Annotated in this window: 12 protein-coding genes; 3 read left to right on the top strand and 9 right to left on the bottom strand. The window is 74.1% G+C overall.

What is annotated here, in order from left to right:
• Positions 1 to 14: 14 nt before the first annotated feature.
• From M6B22_RS16710 to M6B22_RS16695, 4 genes are all read right to left on the bottom strand, one after another.
• A complete protein-coding gene (locus M6B22_RS16710) occupies positions 15 to 791 on the bottom strand; it encodes a hypothetical protein (RefSeq protein ID WP_269442704.1) in 777 nt (258 codons plus the stop codon).
• A 38-nt stretch (positions 792 to 829) separates the two neighbouring features.
• Complete coding sequence (locus tag M6B22_RS16705; RefSeq protein WP_269442703.1) at positions 830 to 2,272, bottom strand: M20/M25/M40 family metallo-hydrolase; 1,443 nt, start codon at positions 2,270 to 2,272, stop codon at positions 830 to 832.
• Positions 2,273 to 2,517: 245 nt separating this feature from the next.
• The gene (locus tag M6B22_RS16700; RefSeq protein ID WP_269442702.1) at positions 2,518 to 5,712 is read right to left on the bottom strand and encodes an ATP-dependent helicase; all 3,195 of its coding nucleotides are present in this window, start codon (positions 5,710 to 5,712) and stop codon (positions 2,518 to 2,520) included.
• A complete protein-coding gene (locus M6B22_RS16695; protein ID WP_269442701.1) occupies positions 5,709 to 8,792 on the bottom strand; it encodes an ATP-dependent helicase in 3,084 nt (1,027 codons plus the stop codon). Before M6B22_RS16695 ends, M6B22_RS16700 begins: the two co-directional genes overlap by 4 nt.
• A gap of 136 nt (positions 8,793 to 8,928) precedes the next feature.
• Here M6B22_RS16695 and M6B22_RS16690 point away from each other — a divergent pair, with 136 nt between their 5' ends.
• Positions 8,929 to 9,480, top strand: a complete 552-nt coding sequence (locus M6B22_RS16690) for a hypothetical protein (RefSeq protein WP_269442700.1) — start codon at positions 8,929 to 8,931, stop codon at positions 9,478 to 9,480.
• Here M6B22_RS16690 and M6B22_RS16685 read toward each other — a convergent pair.
• Positions 9,471 to 9,770, bottom strand: a complete 300-nt coding sequence (locus tag M6B22_RS16685) for an MGMT family protein (protein ID WP_269442699.1) — start codon at positions 9,768 to 9,770, stop codon at positions 9,471 to 9,473. The genes M6B22_RS16690 and M6B22_RS16685 overlap by 10 nt on opposite strands.
• A 45-nt stretch (positions 9,771 to 9,815) precedes the next feature.
• Here M6B22_RS16685 and M6B22_RS16680 point away from each other — a divergent pair, with 45 nt between their 5' ends.
• Positions 9,816 to 10,805: a nitronate monooxygenase gene (locus M6B22_RS16680; protein ID WP_269442698.1), complete on the top strand. Its 990-nt coding sequence runs from the start codon at positions 9,816 to 9,818 to the stop codon at positions 10,803 to 10,805.
• 32 nt (positions 10,806 to 10,837) lie between these two features.
• Here the strand turns inward: M6B22_RS16680 and M6B22_RS16675 are convergent, their stop codons facing one another.
• Genes M6B22_RS16675 through M6B22_RS16660 form a run of 4 tightly spaced genes read right to left on the bottom strand, consistent with a single transcriptional unit; the run spans position 10,838 to position 14,282 of the window.
• Complete coding sequence (locus tag M6B22_RS16675; protein ID WP_269442697.1) at positions 10,838 to 11,230, bottom strand: VOC family protein; 393 nt, start codon at positions 11,228 to 11,230, stop codon at positions 10,838 to 10,840.
• 35 nt (positions 11,231 to 11,265) lie between these two features.
• Positions 11,266 to 11,853: a TIGR03086 family metal-binding protein gene (locus tag M6B22_RS16670; protein WP_269442696.1), complete on the bottom strand. Its 588-nt coding sequence runs from the start codon at positions 11,851 to 11,853 to the stop codon at positions 11,266 to 11,268.
• Positions 11,854 to 11,898: 45 nt separating this feature from the next.
• The gene (locus M6B22_RS16665; RefSeq protein ID WP_269442695.1) at positions 11,899 to 12,702 is read right to left on the bottom strand and encodes an SAM-dependent methyltransferase; all 804 of its coding nucleotides are present in this window, start codon (positions 12,700 to 12,702) and stop codon (positions 11,899 to 11,901) included.
• Positions 12,703 to 12,731: 29 nt separating this feature from the next.
• Positions 12,732 to 14,282: an MFS transporter gene (locus tag M6B22_RS16660; protein ID WP_269442694.1), complete on the bottom strand. Its 1,551-nt coding sequence runs from the start codon at positions 14,280 to 14,282 to the stop codon at positions 12,732 to 12,734.
• Positions 14,283 to 14,368: 86 nt separating this feature from the next.
• Here M6B22_RS16660 and M6B22_RS16655 point away from each other — a divergent pair, with 86 nt between their 5' ends.
• Positions 14,369 to 15,007, top strand: coding sequence for a TetR/AcrR family transcriptional regulator (locus M6B22_RS16655; RefSeq protein ID WP_269442693.1), 639 nt, complete (start codon positions 14,369 to 14,371; stop codon positions 15,005 to 15,007).
• Positions 15,008 to 15,013 lie beyond the last annotated feature (6 nt).

Below are 15,013 nucleotides of genomic sequence, written 5' to 3'. Positions count from 1 at the left end.
CCGACGGTCCGGGCTCAGATGACCGCGATGCCGGCGATGACGGCCGGCACGTGCGGCCACAACGCCTTGACGTTGTCCGGGATCGTCACGTACCAGACCGACACGTCGTCCGCCCCGACCCGCATCGCGACGATCCAGGACCGCTCGGTGCGGACGGTCAGGTTGCGCTCCTTGCGGAAGGCCGGGTTGATCGTGAAGGTCGTCTGCAACACCCAGGCCGGCACGCCACCGACCGTCGCGGCCTTGCTCGAGGTCGTCCGCACACCGGGGTCGGTGCCGTAGGCGGGCGGATCCTGTACGAGCATCTGCTGCCGCAGGTTCGTCGCGATCCGTTGCAGCGAGCGGCCGCCCGCGGCCCCCCAGTGCCCGGCGCCCTCGGACATCGCCCAGGTGGCCTCGGTCGGCTTCTGCAGGTCCAGCGGCCAGGTCGGATCGTCCGGCGAGAACGTCAGCCCGGACGTCACGCAGTCGAAGCGCAGGTGCGCACGGGGATAGCTGATCGTCGGGCAGTTGACGACCGGTGGCGCGCCGGTCCCGCTGCCGGACGGGACGCCCGGGCCGGCTGTGGGCGTCCCGCCGGGACCGGACGACGACGGGAGGCCGGACCCGGTCGGGGTCGGCGCCGCCGAGTTCGACGGAGCCGGTGCTGCCGACCCCGACGGCGCCGGGAAGCCGCCGGTGCCGGACGGGCCCGGCAGGTTCGCCGACCGGCCGGTGCCGTCGACCACCGACGTGCAGGCGGTGAGCAGGCAGACCAGCACCGCGAGCGCGCCAGCGGTCCGTCGGCCCATCGCTGCTCTCCCCACCGGTCCGCGCCGTCGGGGCCCGGTCAGGACTCCCGCAGGCCGTCGCGACCCAACCGGGCGAAACCGGCCCAAAGCAGCGCGGCGGCCTCTGCCCCTTTGTACAGCATCGACACCGTGACCTTCTCGTTCGGCGCGTGGATCTGATCGTCGGGCAGGCCGACGCCGAGGAAGACCAGCGGGGCGCCCAGCGCCTGCTGCAGCGCAGCCTCCGGACCGCTGCCCCCTTCGCGTGTCGGCAGCACCGGCAGCCCGTCGAACGCGGTGGAGATCGCGTCGGTGAGCGCGCGGTAGGCCGGCGTCCCCAGCGGGACGAGGCACGGCGCGACGCCCTCACCCTCCCAGTCGACCTTCGCCGTGATCCCCTCGGGCGTCTGCGCGGCGACGAACTCCTCGACGCCGGCGATGACCTTGCGCCGGTCCTGCGCCGCGACCAGCCGGAAGGACAGCTTGACGAACGCGTCGCTCGGCACGATCGTCTTGCCGCCGTCGCCCTGGTAGCCGCCGCCGATCCCGTTCACCTCCGCGGTGGGCCGGGCGCCGATGCGCTCGAGGGTCGAGTAGCCGGCCTCGCCGCTGAGCGCACGCGACTGGGCGAAGGCGAGGAACTCGGCGTCGTCCATCGGCACCTTGGCGAACAGGTCGCGCTCCTCGGCGCTCAGCTCCAGCACGTCGTCGTAGAAACCGGGAACCTGGACGCGGCCGTCGGCGTCGTGCAGTGCGGCGGCGAGCCGGGCAATCGCGGTGGCCGGGTTGGGCACGGCGCCGCCGAACACGCCGGAGTGCAGGTCCAGGTCCGGGCCGTGGAAGGCCACCGTGCACGAGACCAGGCCGCGCATGCCGGTGACCGTGCTCGGCTTGTCGGCGGCGACCATGCCGGTATCGGTGATCACCACGACGTCGCAGTCGAGGCGGGCGCGGCGCTCGGCCAGCAGCGCCTCGAAGTGCGGCGAGCCGGACTCCTCCTCGCCCTCGATCAGGAACTTGAGGGTGACCGCCGGCGTGCTACGCCCGGTCGCGGCCAGGTGTGCGCGCAGGCCGAGCAGATGGAACAGCAACTGGCCCTTGTCGTCGGACGCCCCGCGGGCCCGCAACAGGTCCCCTCCCCCGACGGCTACGGCCTCACTGTCGGGGGCACCCCCAACGAACGTCGGGTCGAACGGGTCGGTGTGCCACAGCTCGATCGGGTCCACCGGCTGCACGTCGTGGTGCCCGTACACCAGCACGGTCGGCGCATCCGGCGTGTCGCTCGGCCACTCGGCGTACACGGTCGGCAGGCCGGCGGTGGGCCAGATCTCGACAGTCGTGAAGCCGGTGCTGCGGGCCGCCGCGGCGAACCACTCGGCGCTGCGGTGCACGTCCGGGTGGTGCTCGGGCTGGGCGCTGATGCCGGGGATCCGCAGCCACTGGTCGAGGTCGTCGAGCAGGTCTTGGCGGTGTTCGGTCACGTAGGTGCGTTCGTCGCTCATGTCACCGGACGCTAGTACCGCCCGACACCGTCCCCCCGGCCGCCCGGGAAGGCGACCCCTGGCACGCCTCCCCTGTCGAGCGGCGATCGTGCGCCGGCTTCCCCCACCCGGTGACGAAATCGCGCCGGCTTCCCCCACCCGGTGACGAAATTTCGGGCCGAATTCTCGTCACCCGGTGGGGGAAGCGGAGAAAGGCGAGCGGAGGAAGGCGTGGGGGAAGCGGAGGGGGGCGAGCGGAGGTCGGGTCAGCTGCCGGTGACCAGGCGGCGCAGGCCGGCGGCGTCGAGCAGCGCCGCGGGTTCGACGGTCTCGCCGGTGCGCACGTAGTGGAAGGCGGCCCGAACCCGCCGCAGGTCGGCTTCGGGCACGCCCGCCAGTCGCGCCCAGGCGAGCCGGTAGGCGGCCAACTGGACGGCGGCCGCGGTCGCGGCGGCGCCGGTGGGCCGGCGCCCGGTCTTCCAGTCGACCACCAGCCAGCCGCCGTCCGCTGTCCGGAACACGGCGTCCATCCGGCCGCGGACCACGGTGCCGTCGACCGCCATCTCGAACGGCACCTCCACCTCGGCCGGGGTGCGCTCGGCCCACTCGCTGCGCTCGAACGCCTCGCGCAACGCGAGGAAGTCGCTGTCGTCGGCGCCGTCGTCGGCAGCGCCGGGCAGCTCGTCGACGTCGAGCAGCGTCTGCGCCTGCCAGCGCTGCTCGAGCCAGGTGTGGAACGCAGTGCCGCGGCGCGCCCACGGTGCCGGCGGCATCGGCACCGGCCGGCGCAGCCGGCGGGCGAGGGCTTGCGGGTCACGCTCGAGCTCGACGAGCTGGGAGACCGAAAGCTGGGGCGGCAGCTCGATCGCGACCACCTCGCCGCGCTGCAACGCGCTGCGCTCGGCAAGCAGCACGTCCACGTCGTGCTGCCACTGCATGGCCCGCTCGCTCGCGGGGAACAGCGTGCCGTCGCCGTCACCGTCGCCCGAACCCGCCGCGCGGACCAAGGCCGCCCCGGCCTCGACGTCCGGCCGCCGCCCCGGCCCGGACTCGCCCACGTGCGGGCCGAGCGGGTCGGCCGGCCAGCAGGCCTGCCGCACGGTTGCGATGACGGGGTTCGCCGCGTCCTCCACGGGTTCGAACCACTCCGGCACCTCGGCGTAGTCACGCAGCTCGGTCAGGAACGGCGACGGAGCGCGCGGCGTCTTCGTGGTGTCCCAGCAGAACCCGGACACGAGCAGTACCGACTTCGCGCGGGTCAGCGCCACGTAGGCGAGCCGGCGCTCCTCCTGGGCGTGCCGCTCCAGTAACTGCTCGTGGTGCTGCTGCAGCCGGTCGCGCACCTCGCGGCGATCGGCGGCGCCGTCGAGGGTGAACGGTGGCAGCCCGTCGGAGTCGCCCCGCAGCGGACCGGGGAGCTCGTGCCGGGTGCGGGTCCAGTTCACGCTCTTCGCCTCCGCCGGGAACACCTTCTCGACCAGGCCGGGAACCGCGACGACGTCCCACTCCAGGCCCTTCGCCCCGTGCACGGTGAGGATCTGCACCCGCTCTGCCTCGACGACGACCTCGCCGGCCTCCAGCCCGTTCTCCTCCTCCTCGGCCGCGTCGAGGTAGGCGAGGAAGGCGCGCAGGCCGGTCTCGTCGGCGTCCGCGGCGAACTGCGCCGCCTCGTCCAGGAACCGGTCCAGGTGCACGCGGCCGATGGCGGCACGGTCCGGCCGGGCCGCTACCTCGACGTCGATCCCGATCACCCGCTCGACCTCGGCCACCAACTCGGCCAGGGGCACGCCGGTGCGCCGCCGCAGCCGACGCAACTCGCCGGACAGCGCGCTCAGCCGCCGGTACCCCTCGGCCGAGTACGCCTCGGCCGGGCCCGGATCATCGAGCGCCTCGACCAGGCTGGGCAGCTCGCGCTGCCGGGACTCACGCTCGTCCCCGTCCGGCGGGCGCACCAGCCACAGCGACCGGTTGCGCAGCGCGGCCAGATCGGCCGCCCCGATCCGCCAGCGTGCACCGGTCAGCAGCCGCACCAGCGAGCGGCCGGGTTTGTGCTCGGCCAGCACCCGCAGGGTGGCCACGACGTCGGCCACCTCGGCGGTCGTGAGCAGGCCACCGAGACCGACGATCTCGACCGGTAGGCCGGCCCGCTGCAACGCGTCGGCGAGCAGCGGAATCTGTGCGCGGCGGCGCACCAGGACGGCTGCGGTGCGCGCTCCGACGGGCAGCTCGTTCCATGCGGCATGCAGCTGCGCGGCGAGCCAGCCGGCCTCCTCGCCGTCGGTCTCCAGCCGCGCGGCGAGAACGCGGCCGGGCCCGGCGGACGCGTGCGGGCGCAACGCGACGGTGACGTGGCTGGTGCGCAGCGGCGCGGCCACGTGATTCGCAGCCTGCAGGATCAGCCGGTCGTTGCGGAACGAGGTCGCCAGCGGGTGGACGGCAGCCGGCGATCCGTCCGCATGGGTGAAGGTGCTCTCGAACGCGCCGATGTTTCCGGCACTCGCGCCGCGCCAGCCGTAGATCGACTGGTATGGGTCGCCGACGGCGGTGACCGGATGCCCCGCGCCGAACAGCCCGTGCAGCATGGCGATCTGCGCGTGGCCGGTGTCCTGGTACTCGTCCAGCAGCACCGCGCCGAACCGCGCGCGCTCGATCGCGCGCACCTCCTCCAGCTGCGCCAGCTCGGCGGCGAGCCACATCTGGTCGCCGAAGTCGACGCCGGGCAGCTCGGCCTTCGCGGCGGCGAACGCGCGCACGAGCGGCAGCAGCGCGAGCCGGTGCTCGATCGCCCGGAGCAGGTCGGCGGTGCTGCCGGGACGCTCGGAACGGATGCCCTTGCCGGGAGGCAGCGCGTCGAAACGGGCGATCACCTCAACGCAGAACGCCTCGACGTCATCGGGGCGGACGAGGTGGTCGGCGAACTGGCCGGCCATCGCCAGCACGTAGTCGACGACCGACGACGGCGCACCGATGTCGCGTGGCAACGGCTCGCGGTGCCGCCGCATGACCCGGTCGGCGAGCTGCCAGGCGACGGCCGGCGAGAGCAGCCGCGCATCAGGTTCGGCGCCGAGGCGCAGCGCGTGCTCGGCCACCAGCCGGCCCGCGTACGCCGCGTACGTCGAGACGGTCGGCTCGCCGGCGCGCAGCAGGGCGAGGTAGTCCTCGTCGTCCGGCTCGTTCCGCTCGACCACCGCGCGCCACTGCGCGAGCCTGCGCCGGATCCGCTTGCCCAGCTCCGCGGCGGCCTTGCGGGTGAAGGTCAGGCCGAGCACCGCGTCCGGGGCCACCTTGCGGTTCGCGACCAGCCACACCACTCGTGCGGCCATCGTCTCGGTCTTGCCGCTGCCCGCGCCGGCGATGACGACGGCAGGCTGCAGCGCGGACTCGATCACCTCGGCCTGCTCGCCGGTGGGTTCGGGCAGGTCGAGGATCGCGGCCAGCCGGACTGCGGAGATGCCGCTCAAGTGCTCACCTGCCGGCCCTCGTTGTGCAGCGGGCAACTGGTGAGCACGTCGCACCGGCGGCAGTCGGCGCTCGCGGTCGCGGTGAACTGGCTGCCGCGCATCCGCGCCGCCACGTAGGCCACCTGCTCGGCGATCCACTCCTGGGTGCCGGACCCGGCCAGCGGTCCCTGCCACTGCTCGGTGTCCCCGCGCGCGGCGAGCTGGACGAGAACCGCACCGCCGGCCTGCTTGCCCTCGGGGAAGGCGCCGTGCTCGACCGCGAACTGGTAGGCCGCCAGCTGCGGGTGTTCGGCGAGCTCGTCGGCCCGGGGCTTGTTCTTGCCGGTCTTGAGGTCGACCACGACGAGGCGCCCGTCGGTGTCGCGCTCCACCCGGTCGACCCGGCCGCGGATCACCGCGTCACCGACCTCGACCGAGAACGGCTCCTCGACGGCGACCAGCTCGAGCTTGGCCCGGCTGGTCCGCAACCAGTCGACGAGGCGCTGCAGGATCGCCGAGGCGCGCGCCCGTTCGTTGTCGGCATGCCAGGGTGCGCCGAAGTCCAGGCTCGCCCAGCGCTCGTCCAGCAGCCGTTCGAACTCGGCGAGCGGCGTGCCGGGCTCCGTGTTGGCGGCGAGGTCGTGGATCAGGGTGCCGAGCGAGGCCGCCACCTGGTCCTGGTCGCGCGCACCGAGATCGACCAGCAGCGCGCGCAGTTCGCAGCGCAGGAAGGCCTCCAGCCGCGACGGGCTGATCGGCACCGGGCGGCCGGGGGGTACGACCGGCTCGTCGGTGGACAGCCCGGCCAGTCCCCACCAGGTGTCGGGGTCGGCGCCGGGCACGCCGGCGGCGGCCAGCCGGGCGAGTTCGGCGGCGGCGTCGGCGCGGTCGCCGCCGGCCCGGGCCGGGTCGCACGCCACGGCGCGCAGCTCGGCCACCAGGCCGGGCAGGTGCACGCCCCGCAACGGAGGTGTCAGCTCGCGCTCCACGCCCGCAGGCAGCGGGTCCAGCTCGTCGAGGAACCGGGACGGCTGCTCCTCCTCACCGGCGACGGCGGTGGCCAGCACCCTGCTGCGCGCCCGGGTGATCGCCACGTAGAACAGGCGGCGTTCCTCGGCCAGTTGCGGCGCGAACGAGGACAGCCCGGCGCCGTCGCGGTCGGCAACCACGTCGACGAGCTGCTCGGAACCCAGCAGCGAGCCGCGCCGGCGCAGGTCCGGCCAGACGCCCTCCTGGACGTTCGCGACGCACACCAGGTCCCACTCCAGGCCCTTGCTCGCGTGCGCGGTGAGGATCGCGACGGCCTGGTCCTCCGGCGCACCGGCACTGAGGCTGTCCCCGGGGATCTGCTGTGCGGCCAGGTGCTCGGCGAACTCGGCCACGCCGGCCCTCGGCAACCGGTCGGTGAACCGGGCCGCGGTGTCGAACAGTTCGACCACCGCGTCCAGGTCACGATCCGCCGCGGCGCCCGCACCGCCGCCTGCGCGGCTGGCCGCCTCCCACCGGCCGGCGAGCCCGGTGGCGTCCCAGATCGCCCAGAGCACGTCCTCGGCGGTGCCCCCGGAACCGAGCGCCGCCGCCCCGGCATCGAGCACGCGCGCGACCCGCAGCACCGGGCCGCGGACGTGCGCAGGCAGGGCCGGGGCACCCAGCAGGTCCTGCACGGCCGGCGCGAGCAATGCGTGCTCGTCCAGGTGCCGCAGCACCCGCCGCAGCCTGCGCAGGTAGACGCTGTCGCCGCCGCCGATCGGACCGAGCAGCAGCCGCTCGGCGGCGTCCTCATCCAGCGCGGACGGGCGCAGCAGGCAGTGCAGCACCTCCAGCAGCATCGCCACCGCCGGCTGCTCGGCCAGCGGCAGGTCCTCGCCGCGGACCGCGACCGGCACACCGGCGGTGGTGAGCGCCCGGCGCAGCGTCGCGAGCACCGTCGCAGTGGAGCGCACCAGCACCGCCATCCGCGACCAGGGCATCCCGTCGAGATGCGCGCGGCGCAACGTCCCCGCGATGTAGGCCGCCTCCTCGCTCGCCGAACGGAACAGCCCGACGTCCACCTGGCCGGCGGCCACCCCGTCGACCGGCGTCAGGCGCCGCTGCTCCGGCGGGCCGGGCAGCCGCTCTGCGACCCGACGGGACGCGGCGAGCAGTACCGGCCCGCAGCGGCGGCACCGGGTCAGCGCGACCCGCGCGACGGCACCACGGCCGCCGAACCGGTCGTCGACATCGCGGATCGCCGATTCGTCGGCGCCGCGGAACGCGTAGATCGACTGGTCCGGATCGCCCACCAGGATCAGCTCGTCGGCACCGCGGGCGAGCAGCGCGAGCAGCTCGGCCTGCGCCGGATCGGTGTCCTGGTACTCGTCGACGAAGATCCGCCGCCGCGCGGCCCGCTCACCAGCGAGCAGCTCCGGGTCGGACAGGAGCGTGGCGTGCGCGGCGCGGATCAGTTCGGCCGGGTCGTAGCCGCCGGGGTGCTGCAGCACCGTGACGTCCTGGTACTCCTGCAGAAACTCGCCCGCGGCGACCCAGTCGGCCCGTCCGCGGGACCGGCCCAGGTCGGCCAGGCGCGGGCCGTCGAGACCGCGCTCGATCGCCCGCATCAACAGGTCGCGCAGCTCCGCGGCGAAGGCGCGGGTCGCCAGGGCCGGACGCAGCGCGACCGGCCACCGCGCGGTGGAGCCGCCGGCAACCAGTTCACGCAAGATGACGTCCTGCTCCGGGCCGGACAGCAGCCGTGGCGCGGGTTCACCCCTGGCGACCGCCGCCATGCGCAGCACGCCGAACGCGTACGAGTGCAGGGTGCGCGCGATCGGCTCGCGGACGGTGCGGTCCAGCCGCGCCGTGACCCGGTCGCGCAACTCGCCGGCGGCGCGCCGGCTGAATGTCAGCATCAGGATCTGCTCGACCGGGACACCGGCGGACACCCGGGCCACCGCGGCCTCGACCAGGGTCGTCGTCTTGCCGGTGCCCGGGCCGGCCAGCACGAGCAGCGGGCCGCCGGCGTGCTCCACCACCTGCCGCTGGGCAGCGTCCAGCTGCGGCGGCGCAACCGGTTCCCGCGCGCGCCGCACCAGCCGGTACTGCGAGTCGGCGGCCGCGATCATGTCAGCTATCCCAGCACGCCGCGCTGACAGTTTCGGCCGCGGCCTCGCCCACTCCGGTCGCGGGCGCAGTGTGCCGCGCGCGTGCGCGGTGGCAGGCACCGACCGGACGCCGGCGGCTGGCTAGTGTCTGCCCATCATGTCCACCGCGCACCCGGGGCCGCCCGTCTGGCTGCTCGATATCGACGGCGTCGTCAACGCCCTGGCCATGGGCCGGCCCGACGCCTGGCCCGCGGACGCCTGGGTGCAGCGGGTGGTGTGCGCCGAGGTTCCGAGCCAGGGGCTGGTCAACCTGCCGATCATGGCCGCTCGTCCGGTGCTCGAGTTCATCGCCGCGGTGCACGAGGAGCGGCGGGCCGAGATCCGCTGGCACAGCACCTGGCGCGCGGCGGCCGTCACCGGGCTGGCACCGGCCCTCGGCCTGCCGCCGATCCCGATCTCGATCGCCCCGGAGTGGGCGAGCCCGGTGCCGCTGTGGTGGAAGATCCCGGCGGCGCGCCGCGTCGCGGAGTCCGGCCGGCGGCTGCTCTGGACCGACGACCAGCTGGAGCTGTTCCGGGGCGATCCTCGCAACGCCGCCGAGCTCGCCGCGCTCGACACCCGGGCGGGCACGCTGCTGCTGTGCCCCGACCCGGACCCGGGACTGACGCCCGCCGACCTGGACCGGATCGCCGCGTTCCTTCAGCTCTGAGCGCCGTCCCACCGGCAGGCGCGCATGTCGACGCGCTCGCGGCGAAAGCGCACGCCCTCGGCCTCGAGCAACTCGCGTTGCCGGTCGGACTTGTGCGTCGCGAGCGAGCCGTCCGAGCGCACCACCCGATGCCACGGCACCGTGCCGCCGTCCAGTGACAGCACGCGCCCCACCAGCCGCGGCGTGTTCGCTCCGCAGTACTCGGCGATGTCGCCGTAACTCATCACCCGCCCGCGCGGGATGGACTCGACGCAGGCGAGGATGCGATGCGGCAGTGACTCGTCCGACACGCGGCAAGTCTGGCACCCGGCGCCGACGGCGAGCACGCTGGACGGGTGCTGCCCTGCGACCTGCCGATCGTGCAAGCCCCGATGGCCGGCGGTCCGTCGACCCCGGCGCTGGCGGCGGCGGTGGCGTCAGCCGGCGGGCTCGGCTTCGTCGCCGGCGGATACCTCGCCCCCGGCGCGCTCCGTTCGGCGATCGCAGACACGCAGGCGCTCACGTCCGCGCCGCTGGGCGTGAACCTGTTCCTGCCGTCGTCACCGGCCGACCCGGCCGCGGTCGGCGCGTACGCCCGGCGGCTGCAGCCCGAGGCGGACCGGCTGGGCGTCGCGCTCGGCGAGCCACGCTGGGACGACGACGGGTACCCGGCCAAGCTGGCGGTCGTCGTCGCGGCCGCACCCCGCCTGGTCAGCTTCACCTTCGGCTGCCCGCCCGCGGCGGACGTCGCGCAGTTGCACCGGGCCGGCTGCCAGGTCGCGGTGACGGTGACGTCGGCGGCCGAGGCACGGCAGGCCGAGGCCGCGGGCACCGACCTGCTGATCGTGCAGGGCACCGAGGCGGGCGGGCACCAGGGACAGTTCGCCGACGACGCGCCGAACCGCACCCTGCTGCTCGATGCGCTCGCGGCCGTACGCGCCGTCTCGGCGCTGCCGATGATCGCGGCGGGTGGCGTGATGACCGACGCGGATCTGCGCCGTGCAACGGCTGCCGGCGCGATCGCGGTACAGGTCGGCACCGCGTTGCTGTGCACGCCGGAGGCGGGGACGTCCGCGGTGCACCGCCGTGCCCTGCTCGAGCGGCGCTACCCGGACACGGTGCTGACCCGCGCGTACAGCGGGCGGCACGGGCGCGGGCTGCGCAACAGGTTCGCCGGGTTCGACGCACCGGCCGCCTACCCCGAGGTGCACCGGCTCACCCGCCCGTTGCGCGCGGCCGCTGCTGCCGCCGGCGATGACAGCGTGCCGAACCTGTGGGCGGGAACGGGCTGGGCGTCAGTGCAGGACGCACCGGCCGCAGCGGTCGTCCGCGCGATCGCCGGCTGAGCTCGGCTAGCCGGCTGAGCTGGCTGAGCTGGCTAGCCGAGCTCCTCGAACAGAGTGAGCTGCAAGCCGCCAGGTGCGTGCAGCCGGGAGTTGAGCGAGTCCCACGGCGTCCGGGTCGGCGCGGCGACCACCTCGGCGCCACCCCCAGCCAGGCGCGCGGTCGCCTCGGTGGCGTCGGGCACCTCGAATGCGACGCGGACGTGACCGGCCACGCGCCGCCCCACCTCCACCTCGTCGACGTACGCGGCATGCGCGGGGTCGGCGATCTCCAGCGTTGCCCGGCCCGCGTCGAGGATCGTGACCTGCCCGCCGGGTGAGGCGAAGGCGGCGCTCTCGGTCAGCCCGAGCACGTCGCGGTAGAAGCGAACCGCCGCGTCGTAGTCCGCCGCGGTGATCACCAGTCGCAGCTGGGCAACATCAGCCATAAGGCGCACAACAGCGGCGCGGCGCGTGCGCTTCCCTAGCGCGGCCGGCGGCCGGTGGCGGCGACCAGCTTGTCGATCGTCGGCGCGTCGTCGGGGACGTCGACCGGCTTGCCGAACAGGCCCGAGCCGGACAGGTCGCCGTGCCCGGACACTCGCTCGTAGACGTAGCCGACCAGCTCGTCCGGCAACGGCTCGGCGTACCCGATCGCGGTGCCGAGGTCCCATGCGTGCACCGTCAGGTCGAAGACCAGCTCCTCGAGGTAGCCGCGCACGGGAGTCTGGCCGCGGGACAGCTCCACCGTGCGCTCCAGCGTGCCGGGTGCGCGCACGGCGTTCGCGGACGCGACCGCGGTCTCGTCCCATTCCTGGGCCAGGTTGGCCCCGACACCGCCGTCGACCGGCAGCGAACGCGAACCGTCGACGACCTCACCGGCGGACCTCAGGTCGAGGCCGCGCAGCAGCGGCGGTACCCAACGGTGCTCGTCGATCAGGTGGTTCACCAGGTCGGCCACGCTCCACTCGGTGTCCGGGGTGGCGGACGCCCACTGGTACTCGGTGACGGCATGCACCCGCTTGCCGAACTCCGCCTGCCCCGACGCGAACATCGCCAGCAACCTGTCCATACCAGCAGCATTACCCGCGCGTCACCGCTCGGCAAACCCACCCGCTCACGCGATCGGCCGGACCGCTCGGGTGCGGGTGAAGCAGCCGCGGTGCACGGACACGACGCCGCCGAAGAGCGCGGCCGCGAAGTTCGTCATCCGGCGCGGCCCGTCCTGTAACAGCGCCGGCAGCAGGGCGCGGGTCGCGGCGGCGGCCACCCGGGCCGGCGTCTGTTCGAACCACTGCCGGATCCACGCGGACTCGTCGGCCCAGTCGAGCAGCTCGAAGCCGCAGGACTCGATCGTGGCGCGCAACTCCTCGGCAGCCACGAGGTGGCTGTCCGTGCCGTCGAGGGACCACGGCAACGGGAGCACCGGTTCGGCCGCGCCGTTGCGGCACACCTCGAACACCGCGAAGCGCGCGCCGGGACGCAGCCGGCGGGCGATCTCGCCGAAGAACCTCGTCTTGTCAGCGACGTTCATCTGGACGTGGACGGTGTACGCCGCGTCGAACTCGGTCGCGTCGAGGGCGGCGAGGTCGGTGCACTCGAAGCCGACCCGCTCGGACAGCCCGGCGGCGTCCGTGAGCGCCCGGGCCGCCTCGACGTACGCGGGCGTGATATCGACGCCGACGACGCGACAGCCGGCGCTCCGGGCGACCTGCCGGGCGGGGCCGCCGAGACCTGACCCGACGTCCAGGACGGTCATCGCGGGGGTGAGGCCGAGGCCGGGCAGCAGCCGGTCGACCGCCTCCGCTCCGCCGGCGTGGAACTGGTCTACGTGATCACGTTGCGGCTGGGCCAGTGCCACCAGCGGAGCGCCGGACAGTCTCTCGATCGAGGCGACGAGGTTGGTCTCGCGGTAGGTCATGCTGGGCTCCGGGTCGCAATCGTCGGACGTCACAGCGCGGCCGCGGGCTCGAGCACCGTCACGGCGGCGGACGGCCCGCGGGTGCGCCCGGGCAGCAGCGACGCGCCGGCGACGCCGAGCAGGCAGATGCCGGTGGCGACGAGACAGGCGAGGTGGAAGCCGCTCATGAAGGACGCCTGCACGCCGTCGAGGAGCTGGTGCTGCGCGTGGCCGGCACGAGTCCGGCCGACCGTTCCCAGCGCGGCGGCCACCGAGTTCTGCGCGGCGTCGACGACGTGGCCGGGCAGGCCGCGGAACGACGTGGTGGCCAGGTGCTGGGCGTAGACGCTGGTGAAGATGCTGCCGAGGACCGCGACGCCGAGGGTGCCGCCGACCTCGCGGGTCGCGTCGTTGACGGCGGAGCCGACGCCGGCTTTCGCCGGCGGCAGGACGGACAGGATCGACTCCGTTGCCGGCGCGGTCGTCAGCCCGAGGCCGAGGCCCATCAGCACCATCTGGCCGACGATCTGGCTGTACGGCATGAAGGTCGGTGAGAGTGCGATCCAGCCGAACGAGGAGCCGAGCAGGACCAGCCCGGTGGTGACCACGGCGCGGGTCCCGATCCCGCCGGCGAGCAGCACGCCGCCGACCGACCCGACGGCGATGGTGGTGGCGACCGGCAGGATCCGTACGCCGGTGGACAGCGCACTGTAGCCGCGCAGGAACTGGAAGTACTGCGTCACCAGGAAGATGAACCCGAACAGGGCGAAGAACGCGACCGTCACTGACGCGCTCGCGGCCGAGAACGCGGGCGTGCGGAACAGCGTGAGGTCGATCATCGGCCGAGCGCGGCGACGCTCGACGGCGACGAACGCGGCGACGAGCGCGGCCGTGGCTGCGAAGCCGGCCAGCGTCGCCGTATCGCTCCAGCCACGTCCGGGCGCCTCGATGATCGTGTACACTAGCGCGCCGATCGCGGCGGAGGACAGCGCGAGGCCGGGCAGGTCCAGGCGCGCCTGCGCGGCGTCGCTGGACTCGGGCACCCACGCCCAGGTGGCAGCCAGCGCGACGACGGCGACCGGGACGAGCGCGACGAACACCGACGGCCAGCCGAAGTGGGCCAGCAGCACGCCGCCGGTGACCGGTCCGATGGCCACGCCGAGCCCGGTCACGGCACCCCACACGCCGATCGCCTTGGCCCGCTCGCGGCGGTCGGGAAACGTGTTCGTGATGATCGACAGCGTGGTCGGGAAGATCACCGCCGCGCTGACCCCCATCACGAACCGCACCGCCACCAGCGCCGAGGCCGACCCGACGAGCGCGCCGACTCCGCTGGCCAGCGCGAAGCCGGCCAGGCCGGTCATCAGCGCCGGGCGGCGGCCGAACCGATCGCCGAGCGAGCCGGCGGTGAGCACGAGCGCGGCGAAAGCCAGGTTGTAGCCGTCGACGATCCACTGCAGGTCGCTGGTCGTCGCGCCGAGTTGGCGCGCGAGATCGGGGACCGCGACGTTCACGATCGTGGTGTCCAGGTTGATGGCGAAGGCGGCGAGGCACACCGTCGCCAGCACCACCGTTCGCCGACGAGCGGTCAGTTCGGGCATGGCATGCTCTCCATCAGGTCCAGCGATGTTGACGTCGACAACATCTGCGGTTGACGACCTTGGCACAGCCGGTGGACACTGTCAACATGGTTCGGGGAGACGATCGGGAGCCGCGGGCCTACCACCACGGAAACCTGCGCCAGGCGCTCATCGACGCGGGCGTCGAACTGGCCCGCACAGGCGGTCCGAACGCGGTTCTACTGCGTGCCGCGTCCCGCGAGGCGGGCGTCTCGCACAACGCCGCGTACCGGCACTTCGCCAATCAGGAGGACCTGCTCGCAGCCGTAGCGCAGCGCTGCATGAGCCGGCTCAGCCTGTTGATGATCGAGCGGATGGACCGCATCACCACCCGCGACCGCGTGCGGCGGGCGCAAGCCCGGCTCGGGGCGATCGGGCGCGCCTACCTCGAGTTCGCGCGCGCCGAACCGGGCTGGTTCCGCACCGCGTTCAGCTCCGCACGGCCACACCAAGGCTCCGGGGAGGCGCCCGCGGCGGACGACGCGGTGCCGAACCCCTACGACGTGCTGAGCGCCGCGCTCGACGAACTCGTCGCGGTGGGAGCGATCACGCCAGAGCGCCGCGACGGAGCGGAGTACGCCGCGTGGTCAGGCGTGCACGGCCTGTCCAGCCTGCTGCTGGACGGACCGCTACACGACCTGCCCGAGCCGGAGGTCGAGCGCGCGATCGGCACCGTCCTCGCCGTCATCAGCCGGGGACTGAGCTAACGGTCG

The sequence above is a fragment of the Jatrophihabitans cynanchi genome (assembly GCF_027247405.1).
Classification (GTDB): Bacteria; Actinomycetota; Actinomycetes; order Mycobacteriales; family Jatrophihabitantaceae; genus Jatrophihabitans_B; species Jatrophihabitans_B cynanchi.
Note: the sequence above shows the minus strand (reverse complement) of the source record. Positions and strands in the feature narration are given on the sequence as shown.